The organism is Mesobacillus jeotgali (assembly GCF_900166585.1).
Taxonomy (GTDB): domain Bacteria; phylum Bacillota; class Bacilli; order Bacillales; family Cytobacillaceae; genus Mesobacillus; species Mesobacillus jeotgali_A.
Genome location: NZ_FVZC01000008.1, coordinates 985,904 through 1,003,712, shown reverse-complemented (window position 1 = coordinate 1,003,712; position 17,809 = coordinate 985,904). Strand labels below are relative to the sequence as shown.

The 17,809-nt window shown below is 38.4% G+C and carries 15 protein-coding genes, 1 tRNA gene, 1 rRNA gene and 1 pseudogene; 6 read left to right on the top strand and 12 right to left on the bottom strand.

Annotated features, from left to right (window positions below; genetic code table 11):
• The 4 genes from B5X77_RS10005 to B5X77_RS09990 form a co-directional block, all read right to left on the bottom strand.
• A 16S ribosomal RNA gene (locus tag B5X77_RS10005) occupies positions 1 to 105 on the bottom strand; the annotation flags it as partial.
• A 613-nt stretch (positions 106 to 718) separates the two neighbouring features.
• Positions 719 to 1,273: a GNAT family N-acetyltransferase gene (locus B5X77_RS10000; protein WP_079507579.1), complete on the bottom strand. Its 555-nt coding sequence runs from the start codon at positions 1,271 to 1,273 to the stop codon at positions 719 to 721.
• Positions 1,274 to 1,277: 4 nt separating this feature from the next.
• Entirely contained in the window at positions 1,278 to 1,826 is a 549-nt protein-coding gene (locus B5X77_RS09995) for a GNAT family N-acetyltransferase (RefSeq protein WP_079507577.1), read from the bottom strand.
• A 14-nt stretch (positions 1,827 to 1,840) separates the two neighbouring features.
• Positions 1,841 to 2,755 carry a DMT family transporter gene (locus B5X77_RS09990; RefSeq protein WP_079507575.1) on the bottom strand — a complete coding sequence of 305 codons (915 nt, stop codon included), beginning with the start codon at positions 2,753 to 2,755 and terminating at the stop codon, positions 1,841 to 1,843.
• A 168-nt stretch (positions 2,756 to 2,923) separates the two neighbouring features.
• Between B5X77_RS09990 and B5X77_RS09985 the strand changes: the two genes are divergently transcribed.
• From B5X77_RS09985 to B5X77_RS24000, 3 genes are all read left to right on the top strand, one after another.
• Entirely contained in the window at positions 2,924 to 3,607 is a 684-nt protein-coding gene (locus B5X77_RS09985; RefSeq protein ID WP_079507706.1) for an MgtC/SapB family protein, read from the top strand.
• A gap of 104 nt (positions 3,608 to 3,711) precedes the next feature.
• Positions 3,712 to 3,784 (top strand) — tRNA-Ala (locus B5X77_RS09980).
• Positions 3,785 to 4,084: 300 nt separating this feature from the next.
• A complete protein-coding gene (locus B5X77_RS24000; RefSeq protein ID WP_079507573.1) occupies positions 4,085 to 4,267 on the top strand; it encodes a Spo0E family sporulation regulatory protein-aspartic acid phosphatase in 183 nt (60 codons plus the stop codon).
• 256 nt (positions 4,268 to 4,523) lie between these two features.
• Here B5X77_RS24000 and B5X77_RS23705 read toward each other — a convergent pair whose 3' ends face one another.
• The gene (locus B5X77_RS23705; protein ID WP_373887807.1) at positions 4,524 to 4,646 is read right to left on the bottom strand and encodes an SDR family oxidoreductase; all 123 of its coding nucleotides are present in this window, start codon (positions 4,644 to 4,646) and stop codon (positions 4,524 to 4,526) included.
• A pseudogene (locus B5X77_RS09970) lies at positions 4,640 to 5,236 on the bottom strand (SDR family NAD(P)-dependent oxidoreductase). The gene B5X77_RS23705 and the pseudogene B5X77_RS09970 overlap by 7 nt, the downstream one beginning before the upstream one ends.
• Before the next feature lie 415 nt (positions 5,237 to 5,651).
• Between B5X77_RS09970 and B5X77_RS09965 the strand changes: the two are divergent.
• From B5X77_RS09965 to B5X77_RS09955, 3 genes are all read left to right on the top strand, one after another.
• Positions 5,652 to 7,226, top strand: a complete 1,575-nt coding sequence (locus B5X77_RS09965) for a spore germination protein (protein WP_079507571.1) — start codon at positions 5,652 to 5,654, stop codon at positions 7,224 to 7,226.
• On the top strand, positions 7,223 to 8,413 hold the full coding sequence (locus B5X77_RS09960) for a Ger(x)C family spore germination protein (protein ID WP_079507569.1): 1,191 nt from the start codon (positions 7,223 to 7,225) through the stop codon (positions 8,411 to 8,413). The genes B5X77_RS09965 and B5X77_RS09960 overlap by 4 nt, the downstream gene beginning before the upstream one ends.
• 109 nt (positions 8,414 to 8,522) lie before the next feature.
• Positions 8,523 to 9,515, top strand: coding sequence for an endospore germination permease (locus tag B5X77_RS09955; protein WP_079507567.1), 993 nt, complete (start codon positions 8,523 to 8,525; stop codon positions 9,513 to 9,515).
• Between the two features lie 1,586 nt (positions 9,516 to 11,101).
• On the opposite strand, the gene B5X77_RS09945 is transcribed toward B5X77_RS09955, so the two are convergent.
• The 6 genes from B5X77_RS09945 to ilvC form a co-directional block, all read right to left on the bottom strand.
• Positions 11,102 to 12,481, bottom strand: a complete 1,380-nt coding sequence (locus B5X77_RS09945; protein WP_079507563.1) for a sensor histidine kinase — start codon at positions 12,479 to 12,481, stop codon at positions 11,102 to 11,104.
• Positions 12,478 to 13,158 carry a response regulator transcription factor gene (locus tag B5X77_RS09940; protein WP_079507561.1) on the bottom strand — a complete coding sequence of 227 codons (681 nt, stop codon included), beginning with the start codon at positions 13,156 to 13,158 and terminating at the stop codon, positions 12,478 to 12,480. The genes B5X77_RS09945 and B5X77_RS09940 overlap by 4 nt, the downstream gene beginning before the upstream one ends.
• A gap of 143 nt (positions 13,159 to 13,301) precedes the next feature.
• A complete protein-coding gene (locus tag B5X77_RS09935) occupies positions 13,302 to 13,979 on the bottom strand; it encodes an ABC transporter ATP-binding protein (RefSeq protein ID WP_079507559.1) in 678 nt (225 codons plus the stop codon).
• Between the two features lies 1 nt (position 13,980).
• Positions 13,981 to 15,015 carry an ABC transporter permease gene (locus tag B5X77_RS09930; RefSeq protein WP_079507704.1) on the bottom strand — a complete coding sequence of 345 codons (1,035 nt, stop codon included), beginning with the start codon at positions 15,013 to 15,015 and terminating at the stop codon, positions 13,981 to 13,983.
• A 748-nt stretch (positions 15,016 to 15,763) separates the two neighbouring features.
• Positions 15,764 to 16,741, bottom strand: a complete 978-nt coding sequence (gene ilvA / locus B5X77_RS09925; protein WP_257391772.1) for a threonine ammonia-lyase — start codon at positions 16,739 to 16,741, stop codon at positions 15,764 to 15,766.
• A gap of 36 nt (positions 16,742 to 16,777) precedes the next feature.
• Positions 16,778 to 17,803, bottom strand: coding sequence for a ketol-acid reductoisomerase (gene ilvC / locus B5X77_RS09920; protein WP_079507557.1), 1,026 nt, complete (start codon positions 17,801 to 17,803; stop codon positions 16,778 to 16,780).
• Positions 17,804 to 17,809 lie beyond the last annotated feature (6 nt).

Genomic DNA, 17,809 nt, shown 5'->3' with positions numbered 1-17,809 from the left:
TCCGCCGCTGATCTTCAAAAGCAAGCTAATGAAGATCCGCTCGACTTGCATGTATTAGGCACGCCGCCAGCGTTCGTCCTGAGCCAGGATCAAACTCTCCAAAAAAGAGTTATGAGTTAGCTCATAATTTAAAACGTTGGCTCATGTTCTTCTATAATAGAAGCCATGATAATTTATTGTTTGTTGACGCTTGTTTGTTTAGTTTTCAAAGAGCAAGTTGTTCAGTTCGTCGCCCAGAAGCGACTTTATTAATATACCATGCTGTTTTGTTATTGTCAACATCATTTTTCGTTTTTGTTTTTCACTAAAAGCGATGTTGTTGTTGTCAACTCAGCATTGTTTTTCTGAAGCGAGATTAAATATACCATGGATAAAATATGTTTGCAATATAATTTTAAAAAGAATTTTTAACTGCAAAAGAATTAGTATGGTTTTAGCGATTTCTTCTTATTAAATATGTTTTTATTAATACTTTTTTGATAGGGCTCATATAATGCTGTGGACAAACTAAATAACCGGGGTGATTCATTTGCTGCAATCAGTCGCACTTTACCTTTCACTACTGATGGCCATCTTTTTATTCAGTGTTGCCTATATCGAAGCTATAAAAATTGCCAACACAGAAGGAAGAGTCCAAGGAGGAACATTCATGTTCTCCATAATTTGTGCACTGCTATTTTCAAGGTTCACTTACCTATTCATTTAAAAAATCCCCTTCTCAGGGGATTTTAATAATAGATGCGATAGCTGCGTCCACAAACTTACCTTTATCCAGCCATCGCTTTCTGAGCGTTCCTTCATATTCAAATCCACTTTTCTTCAGCACATTCCACGATTGTTCATTGTTTGGATGATACAATGCTTCTATCCGATTTAACCCCATTGTCCCAAATCCAAATCTCAATATTGCTTTCGTAATCTCCGGCATCATCCCTTTGCCCCAGTAATCAGGATGAAGTTCGTACCCAATTTCAGCTTTGAAGTGTTTTATGTCGATAGCATGGAAACCGCACGTCCCCACAACCTTGCCTGTATCTTTTAGTTCAGCTCCCCACCGAATCTGTCGTTTCTCTATAAAGCCCTGGCTGAACTTATTTATCAGATCAAAGGCCTGCTGTTCTTCAGTAAAATTCTCCAAATTATAATATTTGGTCACAATATCCTGTGAAAAATAACCGAATAAATGTGGGGCATCTTCTGTTTTTAACTCCCTTAAAGAAAACCTTTCTGTTTCCAACAAAGGAAACTGTTCAAAGACATTCTCCAACCCCATTTATCTATCCCCTCATTGTTTTTTCTTTTACTGTCTTATGCAGTAATTTTGAATCCTTCCATACATATGCCGATTCGGCAAATTCTTTTCCTGCAATTTCAATCTTCTCTTCTCCTGCCTTTTCCGGTTGGAGACTTTCATAAAACTTGCGGCTTTCATTGTCGTTAAGGACCCACACGAGCATGGAACCATATTTTTGCCTTAACATTTCCTCTAATCCCACTTCAAGAAGCTTTAAACCGATCCGTTTTCGTTGGTACTTTTTCAGGATGTAGATGGCATATAGCTCGCCATCAGCATGGAATTTGCCTGTTCGCTCTTTCCCAAAGGATGCAAACCCCACTATTTCTCCTTCAGGATTAACAGCTACAAACACAGGGGATTTATCGGGAGTTTCCGTAAGACTCTTTTCCCATAGAGGTTGACGGTCCTCTACCTTTAGAGAATCAAGATATTCTTGGCTAACTAACCCTTGATAAGTTTCTTTCCAGCTTTTTATATGCACCCCTGCTATTGCAGCTGAATCTTCTATCGCAGCTTTTCTGACCTTCAACTCCAATCACTTCCCTATCCAGAAATCGATTTTATCTCTGCCTGATTTTTGAGCTTCATTCTTCTTTCATCCACTAAAAATAAAGTTATACCTGCAATAACAATCAGCCCACCGATTATTTGGGTCAAAATGACTTTTTCGCCAAGGAGGTAGAAAGCCAAAACAGTTGCTCCTACTGGTTCAAACAAAATGGCCATTGAAATAACTGAAGCACTGATCCACTTGATGGACCAGTTGAACAGGGTATGGCCAAGCAATGTCGGGATCAATGCAAGAAGAATAAAGTAAACCCAATCACCTGCGGGATATGGATAGAAGGAATCACCGACCGCTATCACATAGAAAAACAATGTGATGGAACTGATGCTATAGACGATGAAAGTATAGGTGATTAAGGACATCCTCTTCCTCACAGTTTGGCCAAATAAAAGATATACGGTTACTAAGGCACATGCGACAATGGCCAAGAAATCTCCAAACAGAGCACTTCCACTAATTTTAAAATCGCCCCAGCTGATAATGACGCTTCCGCCGATTGCAATTACCCCGCTTATAATTGCTTTGACTGACACTCGTTCTTTAAAGAAAAAATATGCCCCAATAAATGCGAACAGCGGCTGAAGTGTCACCAGCACGGTGGAACTTGCAACTGAAGTATAGTTTAGAGATTCGAACCAGAGGATAAAGTGAAAGGCCAGAAATATACCGGCAATCCCTGAGAATACCCAATCTCGTTTCGTAATAAGACGAAGTTCTGAAACATACTTTATTAGAAATACCGGCAGCATGAATAGTACAGAAAAGAATAATCTATAAAACGCAATGACACCGGACGGCGCTGATGAAACTTTTACCAGAATGGCAGAAGTCGATACAGCAACTACGCCGATTGCAACTGCCATATAGGGATTTACTCTTGGTGTGTCCATTTCCATTCTCCTTTGCTTTAAACAAATGAATTATATGTATTTTACAATGAAATGTAATTTTTATCTTTCATTAATTTAAATTTTTATTGGATGATTGTGTTTAACTCGTTATTTTAAGGGAAAGTAATTACATCTACTTAGGGGCAGGAGATCAGAATGATTTATTCTATGGATATGGAAATATTACTTAAACTTGGAATCTCTGCTTTCCTGGGCCTTGTCATCGGTCTCGAAAGGGAAATTAAAAGAAAACCGGTGGGACTTAAAACGAGCCTGGTCATATCGATTGTCAGCTGTCTTTTGACGATTGTATCCAGTGAGTCGGCTTACATGTTCCCCGGGGACGAAGATGTCAATATTACGATGGATCCTCTCCGCCTGGCAGCACAGATCGTTTCCGGAATTGGATTTCTGGGAGCAGGGGTAATTTTACGAAGAGGAAATGATACGATTTCCGGTTTGACTACTGCTGCGATGATTTGGGGTGCAGCCGGGATTGGAATTACGGTTGGTGCAGGATTTTATATTGAGGCCATTGCCGGTGTAGTTCTTCTAATCGTGAGCGTCGAATTCATACCCTTTCTTATGACCTTCATTGGCCCAAGACAATTAAGGGAAAAAGAGATTCGTTTGCAATTCAATGTGAATAGCCGGGAAAGCATCGCAGATATCATCACCAGGATAAAAGCTGAAAAAATTGCTTTGAAGAATGTCCGCATCAAAGACCTTGCAGAAGGAAATCAGCTGGTCCAGCTGATTGTGACAGTAGACTTTCGCAGGAAGACTACAGATGTTTATGAAGCAGTGTCTGAAATAGATGGCATCAATCGGGTTGAAATTGAAGGTTTATGAGAAAAGCCGCTGATTGGCGGCTTTTTTGCTAATTTGCGAAACTTTGTCTTGCATGTCATTCAATAAGGTTATATAATCTTTCTTGTACCTTATCTAACAGATACGGGGGATTAGCTCAGCTGGGAGAGCGCAACGCTGGCAGCGTTGAGGTCAGGGGTTCGAGCCCCCTATTCTCCATCCTTAAAAACCCTTGCAAATGCAAGGGTTTTTTGCATTTTTAGTGCTTACCCTCACCTCTTGCTTCTAAGAAAAGTGCACAAACAGTTTAACAGGTACCCTTGGGTTTAAGTTCATCTATTTACCATTTTCCTGTCGTATCTTTTATTATAAAGCACATGTACTCACGCAATAAGATTACACCTCTTTTCTATATATTTATCTGCTATTTCTTAAACAGCTTCCATTCTAAGATTGTTGTCTGTATTCTTGCTAAAAAATAAACCTGATGATAAAATAATTGATTAAATAAGGATGTGAATGAGGTATAAGAAAATGAATTGTTCAAAGGAATGTTTGTTGTTAGTCATCAATAATCTTCGTAGGAAAATGATTGTTAACGGCATCTCAGAAGGCCTAAACAGTCTTAAAACAGTTCAGCTTAGTCAACGATTGGATAAAGTTATATATAAACTTCAAAAATTACATGACTCTAATAAATAGAAATCAAAAAGAATACTAGTATTGAACAATGCATTATTCGAATAACCCCCTTCAGGTTTACACTCCATGAACACCAAATATTTATTTCCAAAAGTCCTTTAACGGTTATGAACACGTTTCTTTAGTTATTAAAAAGGGGACCTAGGATATTTTAACGGCCTAACTCAAACGCCTTTTCTAGGTTGATCCATAGTAAAGACCTTCCAAAATAAAAACCTCATATAATAATTTATAAGAGGTTAATCTGTTGGGTAGATCACATACTTGTATATCCAGCATCTACATGGAGCGTTGTTCCCGTGACATAGGAAGAATAATCAGAAGCTAACCACATAGTGGCTTGGGCAATTTCTTCCGGCTGTGCAAACCTTTCTAACAGACTGAGTTTCTTTGCATATTCTTTTGCATCAAATCCAAATTGCTCGATAGCACCAGCAACATTGGTGTATCTACTGCACCGGGTGCAACAGAATTAATTCGAATATTATGTTTACCATATTCTAAAGCCCCATTCTTCGTCAAACCTACTACACCATGTTTAGCACCTACGTATACCGAGGTTTGCGGTTGCGGACGGAGACCACTTACTGAAGAAATATTAATGATGGAACCGCCATCTCCTTGTTTTACTAGTTGCTGCAGTTCGTACTTCATTGATAAAACGACACCCTTCAAGTCAACGCTCATTAATCGATCCCAGTATTCATCATCTAATTCTGTAATAAATTTATCATCGAGTGTCAAAGCAGCGTTGTTTACAGCAACATCGAGACAGCCATATTTTTCGGCTGTTTCTTTCACCATATTTTCTACTTCTTCAGGCTTAGAAACATCTACTTTAACAAATTAGGCCTCTTGGCCATTTGCTAATATTCCGTCTACTACTTCCTTTCCTTTTTCTTCATTAAAGTCAACAATAACAACTTTCGCCATTGCCTCTGCAAATAACTCTGCAGTTGCTTTTCCCATTCCCATGGCTGCACCTGTTATAATCGCTACTTTTCCCTCTAAAATTGGATATGTTTTCATTATTTCAACCCCTTAGTTATTTTGCATATAGAGAACAAATTTAAGTATTTCACACTTTTACTCTACTAATATGAATTAAATAATTTGCTGCCTTTGATTCGTTCTTTAGATTTTTCCACTCCAACGAGAAAAGAAGTCACAGCACCCCTACTATTCTGATAACATCAACATTTTACTTGTAGCCTTTACAGCTGGTTGCTGTCATTATGGTTGGATTCTCAAAGAAGAGTAAACTTGAATTCAGTTTCAGTAAGATTCTGCATCCCTTTTCTGAAAAAGAATTAGATATCTGATCACACATATTTTTTCTATATATACAAATAATAACCAAAATCATTTTAAAGGAGCATTCCTGTTGAAACGTCCGTCCAAAATCAAAAAAATAATGCATAGATTTCAAAATAAAGGAATGGGACAAACAGTGGTTGCCAATGATCAACCATGTGCATTTTCGTTGAAAATTGAGGAAAATGAATATGATCTTAAAAAACAGTTAGGAAACAGTCCGGATGTTGTATACCGCCGATTCCCGATTCGTTTTCAAAATGGTGAATTGCGACAAGTACTCATTATATTCATTGATGGTTTAGTCTTGGAAATGACGGTCCGTGAGAATGTTTTAAAACCACTTGTAGAGGAGCCATTCCAGAATATTGAACAGGACCCTCTAACCGAAATTAAAGAAAAGCTCTCCGTCAAAAGGGTTACTGATGAAAGGAAACTTACAACTGCTGTTCAGGAAGTCTTAAAAGGAAAATTGTTGGTGATTATTGATGGTATTGATAAAGGTTTAATCGTTCATGTAGAAGCATTTGAATTTCTCCGCGCAGTACAGGAACCTGTATCCGAAAAAGCTGTCCGCGGGGCGCGGGATGGGTTTATTGAATCATCCGCTGTCAATATTTCTTTACTGCGAAGAAGAATTTCTCATCCTGCATTACAGTTCGATACAATAAAAATCGGTGAATTTAGCCAGACATCTATCGTAATCGCTTATATTAAAGGAATTGCAGATCCAGAAATAATCAATCGGACTAAGAATAGGCTTAATCAGATCAAAGTGGATGCGATTCGCAGTTCGGGAGATATCGAACAATATATTGAAGACCATCCTTATTCTATTTTTTCGACAATAGGCAATACGGAAAGACCAGATACGGCATCAGCTTTGCTTTTAGATGGAAGAATTTTAATTTTAACTGACGGAGACCCTGTCAGTTTATACATCCCACTTTTCTTTCTGGATAACATAAAATCAATCGAAGATTACAATTCCAGGCCTTATTACAGTTCATTTATTAGGTTAATTCGATTCATGGCTTTTATATTAAGTACCACCCTTCCATCTTTGTACATCTCTGCGCTAAATTTCAACAAAGAAATGATTCCATCAGATCTTCTTATTCCGATTATTGAAGCACGGGAGATAGTGCCTTTTTCACTTTGGTTGGAAATAGCACTGATGATTTTAATGTTTGAAGTGGTCCGCGAAGCAGGAGTAAGACTCCCACAAGCTGTAGGGCCGGCATTAAGTATTGTTGGTGCCTTGATTTTGGGACAAGTAGCTGTATCAGCTGGCCTTGTGGGAGCACCGACTATTGTGATTATCTCAGTTTCTTATATTTCCGCATTTATTGTTACCCCGATTGCCGATATCACAGCCTTGACTCGGATAGCATTATTAATTTCGAGCAGTTTGTTTGGACCGTTCGGGTTGATTGTTGCACTACTTGGTTTAGTTACCCATATGGTGTCCTTGACCTCACTTGGTGTTCCTTACATGTCACCGTTAGCACCCACTTACTTCCATGACTTTAAAGATGCTTTTATTCGTTTTCCAACCAAATGGCTTAAACATCGACCAAAATTCATACCAAACAAACGATCAACAAAAGTTAAGTCATTACCGGATACAGGTGATAAACAATGAAACGACTATTTTCTTTTATTCTGTGCACCCCTTTAATTTTAACAGGCTGCTGGAATAGCCAAGATATTAGCGAATCTGCCTTTGTTCAAGGAATTGGGTTGGATAAGGATGGAAATGAGATTAAAGGAAGCATTGAAATTATCAAACCAACGAGTGCACAAGCAGGTCAATCTGGCGGAAAAAGCAGTGGAAACCATATTATTCTTGAATTAAGGGGTGACTCATTAATTGAAATAGGCCGAGAGTTTATCCGCATAACAAAAAGACGGCTCAATTTTGGACATACTAATACAATTATCATTGGTGAAGAGCTGGCAAAGGAAACAGATTTCCCCTTAGCACTGGATGTTCTTCGGCGTGACCAAATGTTCCGACTAAATGGTTACCTTTTTATTTCGGACAAGGATCCGAGGGAAATCTTTAATATCCCTACTCTATATGAAGATCTTTCTTCTACAGAGCTTGTATCTGTCTTAGAGCAAACAAAATTTATTTCCGTGTATACACCGACCAAGCTTTATGAATTTTATCGATTTCTTATTGGTCATCACTTTAATGCTTATGTCCCGATTATATCTGTTCAAGATTCCGTTAATCAAAAGGTCACTGCCATTACAGGTACAGCTGTCATTAAAAACAATAAAATGGTTGGCAAGCTTAACATAAAAGAATCCACGGGGCTTAATTGGCTATTAAATCTAGTTAAGGGCGGAACCATCACAGCCATGCTGGGTGAACGTGATAGGGCATCATTAGAAGTAAAAAAAGCCAAGACAAAGATTGTTCCTCATCTAGAAGGAAAACAGCTAAAGATAGATATTCAAACGGAGATCGAGGGAACACTTGCCGATAATATGACACTGGCAAAGCTTAATGAATCCTTTCTCAAGAAAGTCGAAAAGAGAATCTCCCAGGAAGTTGAGGGGCTTATGCTTTCGTCCATAAATAAACTACAAGAACTAGAGACTGATATAACAGATTTCGGATTGATTATTCACCAAACATCTCCTAAAGAGTGGAAAAGAATTGAGCCTGAATGGGATGACATTTTCGCTAATGCGGAAATTAATATAGAGGTTAATACCCTTATAACTCATCAGGGGTTGACGAATGAAAGCCTTCATCCAGAGCAACAAAAACCAGATAACAACCCTTATCGCTTTTTTAAGTCTTTTTTTAGCAGGTGAAGAATTTGTTAACCAAGTGGGAAACACTATTTTTGTTGATACTGACCATTCCAATCATGGGCCATGTTGTAATTCTCCCAATCTTAATTGACGTTGCCGGAAGGGATGCATGGATTTCCATTTTTATATCGATTCCTATAGCTATTCTATTCGCTTTTTTTCCATTTATCGACTTCGAATTCATTATCCATATACCAATATTTCAGAACTGCTGGCCCTGTTATTAGGAAAATGGATTGGAAGAATAAGCATATTTATATTCATCTTGTATTTTTCATTTTTAATGGTCTTTTCGCTTGCCTCCCTGATTGATCTCGTTGCTATCGTTTTCTTGCCGGACACCCCGGTGATCGCTATCCTCACCTGGTTTTGGATTTTTTTTATTTATGCTGCAACAAAGGGTATCAAACGAATTGCCTTAACCGCTAGTGTGTTAGCATTTATCACGATGTTCACTGGTCATACTGTCACCGTTTTGGATTCGGGACAAAAAAAATGGAATAATCTACTCCCTATTTTAGAGTTTGGCTGGAGCCCTGTTTTTTGGGGTACTTTAATCCTCGTTAGTATTTGGATAGAATTATTGCTATTGTTATGTATCCCGATTAAACATATAGAACAAAAGCGATTCTTTTTAATATGGGTGATCGGAATATTGCTTAATGCTCTAATGATGTTCTCTACAACAACAGGTGTCATTACGATTTTTGGACTTGGGCAAGCGGAAAACTTTGTCTATCCCGCAGCAGAAATTGTTAGAATTGTAAGCTTAGGTTTCATAGATCGTTTTGATGTATACGCATTAATCCTAATGACATTTGGTACTTATATCCGATGCAGTCTATATTTTCGAATTGCCTATGAAATAAGTGTTTCGAAGGCATCATCAGAATGGGGAAAACGTGCAATATTTACTTTTCTTGCAGCGGCAGGCTTTTTTGGAGCACTATATCTCTCAAATGACCATATTCGAATTGGGCGTGCAATTGACATATATACGTACATGGTCTTTCTATTTCCCCTTCCCCTATTTTTATTATGGATTTCACAGACAAAAAGGAGAAAAAATAAAGGAATGATCCACCAAAATGAGGGTCAATAAACGCTTAATTTAAAATAAGAGTATCTCAATATCGGTTCCGTTACCTTTCACAATTTAATATGTAACAAAATGCAATTAGATTTGCTAATAAACAGGATAAGGCTCAGTTAATATAACCGAGCCTTTTTTATAATTCATTATTCTATAATGAATCAAATTTTAAAATATTTTTTTCCTTTTTGTGAATAATTCAACCAAGGGTGTATGGAAATACACATCAATTAACAGTTCAAAATACCTTGAAAAGTGCTTCATTTTCAATGGAACCTTGAATTTAAAAATAAAGTACACAGTTGAACACAGAGATAGGAATAACGTAAGTCTCGGGTGTTTCGTAAATAAGTGACTGTACACAAACATCTTAAAGTATAGTATTCCTGACCAGAGTACACTCCAACCGTGCGCATAAAGAATTAAATGCTTTTTGTGAATCAAATATTCAACAGCGGTACTTACGATACTCCACCGTATGATGTAAGTATATTGTTTAAGCAGGGTATGCGGCATTTTGGATAAGAATACGAGCACTAATAAAGGGGTTATTATAAATGTATGAACTACTCTAATAGTGAACCAGTTTACTCCGGATGGGATAGATTCCCATAAAAGATGTCTTTTACATAGCAAATAATAAATAGCGTTAAAAGAACTAACGTAAACCATATTTTTATAATACTTAGGAATATCACCCGATGATCTATTGATAATTGAAATTAATGCGACGCTTAGTATCAAAATGATATGCCTATTTCTAATTTTTCGTTTTCGTTTTTTTCTCATTTATAACCTCTTTCTAAATAAAAATCTAAAAGCTTAGAAAGAGGGTTCCCTTTTTTCATAATTTTTATTAAATGATGTTCGTTAGCAAATCCCATAAAACCATTTTAGTAATTCTACTGACCTTTTATCTTTAGATAGATATAAAGGATTCACGGTCAATATAATAGTTAATTTGTTCTCTAGTTGACATTAAAAAGTTCAAGTAGGAAGTTTATCTTTGCTGTATTGGATTATACGGAATAATGTCCTGCCTTTTCCGTAAGAGATTAAAGGAGCTCATACTTTTTAGTTCAGGTTTATTTTTAGAAGCATAATAAACAATAATAGGCAATGGGATTAGATCCGCTTTACTCGTATTACTTTACCACCAATTATATCCCCCTTCTTCTAGTAATTAATGAGCGGCTTCTGGCCCCATTGATCTAGATGAAGAGGTATGAAGAGGAACTCAATTTTCTTTAAACGCCTTTAATATTGGTTCTACCAATTTACCCATACCCAAGACCATTCCACTTAGTTCCAATGAGCAAAAAATGTTGCATCCCCCAGAGTGCATCAAAGATCAAGAGTTCATACGCTTCTGGGACATTTTGATTGCTTGCAGAAAAACAACTTTGAGAGTTTTTTTGCTTTTTATTGCTTATCCTTCCCTCATACCTAGAGGAAAAAGGGCACCTTTAGTTAAAATTACCCCTCATGTGTAGTGCACCTTTTATAAGTTTATTCTATAACTCAATTTGAAAATATTACTAAAAATACCCGCTGCCAATATGTCGATTAGTAATGAATGATCAATTGTTTATATTTCACTTGATTGGTAACTCTATGATAAAAGTACTTCCTTCTTTTGCTGTACTATTTACTTTAACATGGCCATCATGGAGCTTAACAACTGTCCAAACAATCGAAAGACCGAGTCCTGTTCCTTCCATTGTGCGTGCTCTTGAAGTATCTGCCCGATAGAAGCGATCAAATATCCTTTCGATTTCGGTTTTGTTCAATCCAATTCCTGTATCTTCAAAGGTAACTACTAGGATTTCTCCTTTTTCTTCTATTGATATATCAATGCTGCCACCATTTTTATTATATTTGATGGCATTCGTCAATAGATTATCCCAAACAGTATTCAGTAAAGATGGGTCCCCGTTGATTTCAATATCTGGCAGGGTGTAACTGAGCATGATATTTTTTTCATTTATCAGCCATTGATAATTTCGCAGCAATTCCTTAATTTGCTGCCCGACATTATAATGTCTTTTTTTCAGGATATCCTCATTGCTGTCTAACGTGGCAAGGAGTAATAGTTGTTTGGTTAACGTAGACAGCCTTCTAATTTCGCCATTAATAATGGAAAAGTAACGGTCTCTTTCTTCTGCGCTTACTGACTTATTTTCCAACAGATTTGTATATCCTTTTATATTGGATAGAGGGGACTGGATATCATGAGAAATGTTCGATATGAACTCCTTTCGCATGTCTTCCATTTGCTCCAATCTTCTTGCCATGCGTAAAAAACTATGTGAAAGTTCCCCTAATTCATCATGACGAGTAATATCGAGTTCTACATTAAAGTCACCATTGGAGAGAGATTTTGTCGCTGTTGTTAGTTTTGAAATGGGTTTTACCAAATACTTGGCACTTACCAGCACGATAACGATACTCAAAATAATCGTGAAGAACAGCATCCATGCAAATAGAAGATGCATTTCATTAAAAAGAAGTTTAATATCAGGCCTGACGAAAAGGGCATAATTTACTCCGCTATGTGTTAGTGGAACACCAATTGTATTCTTCAGTTCATTTGCAAAAAAGCCTGTTACAAAAGTTTTTTGCGGGAATTGAGAAATGCCATGAAAGACATTTCCCTTTAATACATACTCTTTAGTTGAAACAGAAAGGCTTTTATCCCTGAATGGTGAGCCAAAAAAAGATCCTTCCCCAGAACTGTCAACCAGGTATATCTGATAGCCAATTGCAGAAATATTCCCCAGGTACTCGTTCAAGTTGACATCAGCATGCATGGCAGTATACCTGGCAATAGAATGGGCCATTTTAGTGATTTTTTGATCGTTTTGCAGTTTCAAGTTTTGCTGATAATAAGCGTTGGATATTAAAAAGGCTGACATACTGCTAAAAATCATGATCCCGATCGTAATGACAACAAATTTCAAATAAAGAGATTTCATTCGCGCTTAGCCTCCAGTGAATATCCAACTCCGCGTACTGTTTTTATTTGAAAATCGTCAGTCAGTTTAGAAAAACGCTCTCTTAACCTTTTTATATGCACATCAACCGTACGCTCATCCCCTTCATAATCCAACCCCCAAATGCGTTCAATCAAATGGTCTCTGGTAAACACCTGCATGGGTTTGGACATAAGAAAATACAAAAGTTCAAACTCTTTTAGGGGCAGTAGAAGAGTCCGGTTACTGATCACTACTTCATAGCTTTGCTTGTTTATAATTGTACTGCCAATGCGGAGGATGGATTCATCTGTTTGATTTTCATATCGGCGCAGCAAAGCTTTTATACGGAAGCTTAACTCCCTCGGTTCAAAGGGTTTAACAAGGTAATCATCCGTACCTGCTTGAAATCCATGCTCCTTGTCCTCGATTTGACTTTTGGCCGTTAAAAGAATGACCGGGATATTAAATTGGCTTCGAATTTCCTTAGTTAATGTATAGCCATCCATAAATGGCATCATCACATCAACAACTGCCAAATCACATACCTCTTTATTAAGAATCTCCAGCGCTTCGAGTCCTTCCTTTGCTTTGAATACTGTATAACCCTGTTCAGATAAATGGATATCTAAAAGCGTCAAGACATTCACATCGTCATCAACAATCAGGATATTTGTCATAATTGGATCTCCTTTAAGTAAAAGTTACATAAATCCTCGTTTCTCTTATTTCGTCATAAATCAAAAAATACCCTAGCGCAAATGCCTGGGCTGTTTTTTGATATACAATACCGCCTTTTCAGAGAGATGTAAACGATGAATCTTCACTCTGCAATTTGACCATCACTCATTTTAATGATGTGGTCAGCGTAAGAAAGCATTTCTTCATCATGGGTGACCATTAAGGTAGTAATATTTAATTTCTTGGTTAAATCTCTGATTAATGTCATGATATCTTTAGATCTTTTTGAATCCAGGCTGGCAGTTGGTTCGTCGGCAAAAAGAACTTGAGGCTTATGAATGATCGCACGAGCAATCGCCACTCTCTGTTTCTCCCCGCCTGATAATGAAGATGGGTAAGCATTTTTCCGATGTTCCATTCCCACTAATTGCAAAATCCTTTTAATTTCTCCTTTTTGTTCACGTTTCTCTAGCTTTGATTCTGAAACATCTAACATGAGCATAAGTTGTTCTTCAACTGTCAGGAACGGAACAAGGTGTGCAAATTGAAAAACAAAACCGAATTTACTTGCCCGTATTTTTCTGATCTGCTCTGGACTCATGGCCGTCAAACTTTCGCCTTCAAAAATCACTTGTCCTTCCGAAGCAGGCTGGAGGCCCGCTGCTATTGTTAGAAGCGTGCTTTTACCGGAACCGGATGCACCCACTAAGGCGATTATTTCTCCTTCGTTAAGAGTAAGATTAATTCCTTTCAGTATTTCTTCTTTTACTTCCCCATTAGTAAACGTTTTTCTAACTTCATCAATTTGAAATAATGCCATTTTACAACTCTCCTTGTTGTATCGCATGCAGTGGCTCGACCTTTTTGATTTGAATACCTGACAATGTAGCTCCTACAAATCCTATGATCAGGAATACTATTGACAATTGCGCCGTTGTCTCAATTGGTAAACTAAAAGGCATTTCTTGTGGTGCAATCATATTAAAAATTTGACTAAATGCCATAGACAAAGCAAGTGAAATCACTGTAATAAAAATCATCTGTGCCCACATCATCCTGAATAATTGGCTTGTTTTTAGACCGATTGCTTTTAGAATACCGTACAACCCAATTTTTTGAACGTTCATCATATAGAAGAAGATGGCGAACAGCATTCCACTGATTACTACCAGGAACCAGACAATCATATTAAGAGACATTTGTTCTGCATTATAACTTGGAATACTATTGAGAAATTCCTTCTTAGAAAATGACTGTAAACCATTCACTTCTTCTGGCTTATCTTCCCCAGGTACGAATACCAGCTGCATTTCCTCTACTCGATAAATTTCTTTGTAGTTTTCTATATTAATGAAAGCAACAGGTGCATGGCTGAATTTCGTTTGTTCAACAAAACCTTTTACAATAAACTCGCCACTGAATTGATTGTTCGTTAACGTATCCCCAACTTTTATTCCCTTATCCTCCATTGAACGATCCAGCCAAACCTCTCCGGGTTCTACGTCCTTAAATATGTTTGAGTCGGTTGAAGTTACAAAAGCCACGCTTTGTTGTTTCCCATTCACATCATTCAAAAAGCCCATCTGAATTGAAAGTGCTGCAGCATCTTTCTGATTATTTAATAACTCTTCCTGGATACGGTTATCTATTTTGGACAGATTAAAAGTTTCATCAGCATCTGCATTCAAATAAAAATATCCGTCTGGTAAATCCTTAATTAATGAAGCATTATCCTGTGATAATCCATTGGCTAAACCAGAAATAATAAAGGTTAAGAAACTAACCAGAAAAACAATGGAACCTAATATTAAAAATCGCACTTTATTTTTCTTAATTTCTTTCCAGGCAAGGTTCATCATTCCATCCTCCATTCTCTCTTTGACTTCCTTAGAATAAACCTCTTATATGAATGGACGATGAACAGGATGTTACATTTTTCATCCAGGATGGAAGGTTAAGTCATATCGGACATATAGAAGCTGGAACGTAAGAAAAGTGTCCAATAGGATGGCTCTATCGGACAAACGGAAGCTGGAACATGAGATAAGTGTCCGATAAGAAGGCTCTATCGGACAAACAGAAGCTGGAACATGAGATAAGTGTCCGATAGGATGGCTCTGTCGGACAAACAGAAGCTGGAACATGACATAAGTGTCCGATAAGAAGGCTCTATTGGACAAACAGAAACTGGAACATGAGATAAGTGTCCAATAGGATGGCTCTATCGGACAAACGGAAGCTGGAACATGAGATAAGTGTCCGATAAGAAGGCTCTATCGGACAAACAGAAGCTGGAACATGACATAAGTGTCCGATAGGATGGCTCTATCGGACAAACGGAAGCTGGAACATGACATAAGTGTCCGATAGGATGGCTCTATCGGACAAAACAGAAGCTGGAACATGAGGTAAGTGTCCGATAGGAAGGGGCTTGAGCTTTTTTCCTTATAAAACCCCATCCTATTTCACGACTACAGTTTTATCAAATACGTTGATTGATCACGTACTTAGGATTGCAATTTTTTCAGCAATAGGGGTATTTGATTAATATAAAAGCAGCTTTCCTCATCAGTGCAAGGAAAGCTGTTCGTTTAAAACTATTCGTTATCCGATTTTCTTCATTGATTTTGTCATTTCCTTATAGGTTTGAATATTAACGGGGTCTGCATTCCCACCACTGATGACGCACCCTATTTTCTTGCCATATACATGAACCTTTTTGTATAAAATAGCTGCCAATGCTGCGGCGCCAGCCCCTTCGACCAGCATTTTCTCTCTTTCAAGCATGAACATGATGGCATGGGCAATTTCTTCATCGGTTACGGTTACGATTTCATCTACAAACTTCTCAATGATAGGATAGGTCATCACTCCGGGTTCCTTTACCATAATTCCATCAGCGATTGTGTGGATAGCATGTGTCGGCTTCAATTTTTGTCCAGTGAATTTTTGAAAGGTGGCAGCCGCCCCAACTGCCTGCACACCAATGATTTTAACAGTTGGCTTGATGGCTTTGATGGCAAGTGCTACTCCTGAGATTAGCCCGCCACCGCCAATAGGCACAAAAATGACGTCCAATTGGTCATTTTGCTGCAGCATTTCCATTCCTATTGTCCCTTGCCCCGCAATCACCAATGCATCGTCAAACGCATGAACAAAGGTGCTGCCTTTCTGGTTCATTTCTTCTGCGGCTTTTTGATAGGATTCATCGTACGTTTCGCCGACCAGGACAATGTCCGCACCATATCCCTTTGTTGCAGAAGCCTTGGAAAAAGGAGTATGCTTCGGCATATAGATTTTTGATCTGATGCCCCTTAACGAAGATGCCATGGCTACCCCCTGGGCATGGTTGCCGGCAGAAGCAGCAAGAATTCCTTTTTTCATTTCCTGTTCTGACAAGGATAAGATTTTATTCATCGCTCCCCTAAGCTTGAACGATCCCGTTTTTTGCAGGTTTTCAAGTTTCAAATATACGTCAGCATTCGTTAAGAAATTTAAAGTCGCACTTTGCTTTAAAGGAGTTCGATGCACTTTATCCTTCAGTTTTTCCATTGCTTCATCAATGTTGATGCTCTTTAGCAAATTCCCAATGGGCCCACCTCGATATCATTATTTTTATTATTCACTCACGCTGTTAACGAATGCTCTCTTTGCTTTTTGCTGGACGAATGGCATCATTTTTCTCAGCTCTTTCCCAACCTCTTCAATTGGATGCTGCTTTTCCCGATCGTTAATGGCGTTGAACTCAGCCCGATTCGTCTCGTTTTCCAAAATCCAGCCTTCGGCAAACTTGCCTGATTGAATATCCTCCAACACTTCCTTCATGCGCGCCTTTGTTTCTTCATTAATAACACGCGGGCCTGATACAAAATCTCCCCATTGAGCTGTGTCCGAAATCGAGTGTCTCATACCTTCCAGTCCTTGTTCATACATTAAATCCACGATTAATTTCAGCTCATGCATACACTCAAAATAGGCAACTTCTTTTTGGTATCCTGCTTCCACCAGCGTCTCAAACCCGGCTTTAACTAGTGATGTTAAGCCACCGCATAAGACTGCCTGTTCACCGAATAGATCGGTTTCTGTTTCTTCTTGAAAATTCGTTTCCAGCACCCCTGCCCTCGCAGCACCTACACCTTTTGCATAGGCCAAGGCCAGCTCCTTCGCCCGGCCGGTCACATCCTGGTGCACCCCAATCAATGCCGGGACTCCTGCTCCTTCTTCAAAAGTCCTCCGTACCAAGTGCCCCGGCCCTTTTGGCGCCACTAAAAATACATCCACATTTTCTGGAGGGACAACTTGGTGAAAATGAACATTGAAACCGTGGGCAAACGCAAGAGCTTTTCCAGCAGTTAAAGCTGGTTTGATTTCTGATTCATACACAGCCGGCTGCTTCTCATCAGGCAATAAGACCATGACCACTTCTGCCGCTTCACACGCTTCCTTGACAGATAACACCCGGAATCCATCCTTCTCAGCCTGTGCCCATGATTTCCCCTGACGCAATCCGACGACAATCCGATGCCCGCTGTCCCGTAAATTTTGTGCATGTGCATGTCCCTGTGAGCCGTACCCAATGACAGCAACCGTCTTCCCTTTTAAAACTTCCTCATTCACATCTGCTTGATAATAAACCTTTACCATTTACAA